Source organism: Nonomuraea sp. LPB2021202275-12-8, from assembly GCF_037044575.1.
Taxonomy (GTDB): Bacteria; Actinomycetota; Actinomycetes; order Streptosporangiales; family Streptosporangiaceae; genus Nonomuraea.
This window is the reverse complement of record NZ_JBAHWD010000094.1, coordinates 1-2838: the sequence shown is the minus strand read 5'-3', so window position 1 is coordinate 2838 and position 2838 is coordinate 1. Positions and strand designations below refer to the sequence as shown.

2 protein-coding genes are annotated in these 2838 nt (G+C 66.0%); both read right to left on the bottom strand.

Translation table 11 applies throughout. The features are described 5' to 3' along the window. Positions 1–954: 954 nt before the first annotated feature. On the bottom strand, positions 955–1809 hold the full coding sequence (locus V5E28_RS48755) for an NAD(P)H-binding protein (RefSeq protein ID WP_336217149.1): 855 nt from the start codon (positions 1807–1809) through the stop codon (positions 955–957). Between the two features lie 12 nt (positions 1810–1821). Further along, a complete protein-coding gene (sigJ, locus tag V5E28_RS48750) occupies positions 1822–2703 on the bottom strand; it encodes an RNA polymerase sigma factor SigJ (RefSeq protein WP_336217148.1) in 882 nt (293 codons plus the stop codon). Positions 2704–2838: the final 135 nt, after the last annotated feature.

Sequence of the window (2838 nt, the reverse complement as noted above, 5' to 3'; positions counted from 1 at the left end):
AGACACGGCAACACAACGTGTCTATGAAACACCGCAGAGTGAGATCACGCCAGCGAGTTGGACGTCAAGGACACCAGCTCGCCCGCTCTACATAACCACCGTCTACGACCGGTTCCGGTCGTGGGCGATGGCGGGCGTCTTAAGGGCGGACCTGTCCACTCTCGGAGGGAGCACTGATCGTCATGCGTCGTCGGGTCGAGCGGCGGGACGTCGGTCGCGACACCGGCGCCCCACGCCTCGGTCGGATCCACCTCGCCGTCGGCGAGACCCTTGGCGAGCATCGCGGCGCGATGCCCCAGATCGTCCCAGGCCAACACCCGGGCACGCCTTCGATGCAACATGCCTTCAAGGCCGGTCAACGTGCCTAACGTGCCTGACAAGATCATATCGCTCTGACCTGCAAGAAGACGCTAAGAACCCAAGATAACGATCGCCGCCTCAGGGATCGACCGGCCAAAGCCGCTGTTCGCTCCGGTGATCAGCCAAACCCTGCTCATCGGACCCTTCTCGTTTCTGGTGCCGGGGCTCGGTACATGGCCCGGCACCGGCATGATCTGCCCTCCTACAGGTGATCAGATCCCGCTCACAGCCACGCATCCCAACCACAACTGACCGTTATGAATCATCACCAAATGTGACCGATCCAGTGTTGGATCTGGCCCTTCATCCACGCACAGTGTTCGGCCATTGAGGAACGTGACCAGTGGCTGCGTACTGTTCGCACGGGGGCCGAGCCAATCGAGGATGGGAAGCGTAGAAACCCCCGGGACGAGTCGGCTCATCGACGCTTGTGTGGCCTTTGAACAGGTCCTGGCCGGTCCCGCACGCGGTGCCGCCGAGTACCTGGTGGTCACATGGACTTCGGCGCACCGCCCTGCCGGGACGCTTCCTACATTTCTGGCGGCGGCAGTGTTTGCCCTGCTGGGCATCGGCCCGTGCGGCACCCGATGGTTGTCAGCCCCGGAAGGCGTCAGCGTGGTCGGCGACCCACTCGGCCCAGCCGCGAGCAGGCCGCCCGAGGATTTTCTCCACCTCATCGGTGACGGGGGCCGGTTTTCCAGCGCCTCGGGCGTACCGGTTCAGCAGAGCCTCGACGAAGGACTCGGCCAGTCCCTGCCCGATCATGGCTTGCCGAACGGCCTCCGGCGGGATCTCCTGGAAGCGCAGCGGCCTGCCAAGCACCTGGCCGATGGTGGTGATCAGCTCGGCGTGGGTGAGGGATCGCGGACCGGTCAGGGCCGGTTTCTGGCCGACCAGGTCATCGGACAGCAGCGCACGGACGGCGACCGCGGCCAGGTCACGCTCGTGGATCGGAGCCTCCGAGAAGTTCGCGTACGGCCCGCGGACGATGTCTCCAGCGCGAATCTGGCCGCCCCACGCCGTGAGCGTGTTGATGGCGAAGGCGCTGGCCCGCAAGCTCACCCATTCGAGGCCGCTCGCGACGGCAGCGGCCTCGACCTCCTTGTTCCGGTCGCCGTTGAGGCGGGACGGCTGTTCTTCGAGAGGGTCGTCGACGTTCACGGCCGACAGCACCACAACACGCCGCACTCCGCTCTTCTTGGCCAACGCCAGCAGGTCGGGGGCGGCGAGGCCGACGGCGCGCGGGTGCAGGAACAGGCTGGTGACACCCTCAAGAGAGGAGGTCAGCGTGCTGGGCCGCGCCGGGTCTCCCTCGACGACCGCGACCTCGCCGGGCAAGCCGGCGGTCTCCGGGCTGCGGGTGGTGGCGCGGACCTTGATGCCTTCACTAATGAGCAGGTCGAGAAGGGGACGTCCGATGGTGCCGGTCGCACCGGTTACCAAAATCATGGGTCGCGCCTTTCAGGGGATTCGAGAAAGCTTGTCGGGGTTGGTGACGGCGTAGATATCGCGTACCTGGTCGCCGCCCCGTGTGAGGCTGAGAACGATGACGGCGAAGGGCGAGTCGGCCACGAACAGCACCGCCGACGGTTCGCCGTTGACATGCCGGTACTGGATGTCCAGGTCCTCGAGCCTGCCGGAGGCGCGGGCCATGAGCAGTGAGGCGACGTTGTCGCGGCCAAGGATGGGCCGCGGGCCCGCCGCCGTTGCCTTGCCGCCTCCGTCGGTCCAGAGGGTGACCTCCGGCGCCAGGACGTCGAGGAGAGCGTTCAGGTCGCCGCCGAAGGTGGCGGCCACGAATCGCTCGGTCGCCCGCTGTTGCATGCGCGGGTCGACCTGGTAGCGGGGGCGTCGGGCTTGAACGTGTTCGCGGGCGCGGTGGGAAAGCTGGCGTACCGCCGACGGGGTTCGGTCGATCATGCCGGCGATCTCGGCGTGGGGGTAGGTGAACACGTCGTGCAGGATGAACACGGCGCGTTCCAGCGGACTGAGCGTCTCCAGGACCACCAGCAATGCCATCGACACGGAGTCCGCCCGCATGGTGTCACCGACGGCGTCGGCGGAGCTGACGAGCGGTTCCGGCAGCCAGGGCCCGATGTAGGTCTCGCGGCGACGGCTGAGGGCCGCCTGGCGGGCGAGTGCCTTGTTCACCGCGATCCGCACCAGGTAGGCACGTTGATGGGTGATGTGCTCCTGGTCGCGCAATGCCCACGACAGCCACGTGTCCTGCACGACGTCCTCAGTGTCGGCGACAGTGCCGAGCATGTTGTAGACGATGGAGAAGAGCAGCTCACGATGGTGGGCGAACACCTGCGTGGCGGTGCCTGTCGAGGCGTCGGACATCAAGGACTCCCTTCTGATGGCGATTACCTCTAAGAGCTTCGCGAACGCATCGAATGTGACATCGCGCAGAAGATTGTTGGGGTTGCCTGAACCGCGCCGGGTCTGATGGAGACTCGATTCCTTGAGAGGATCGAG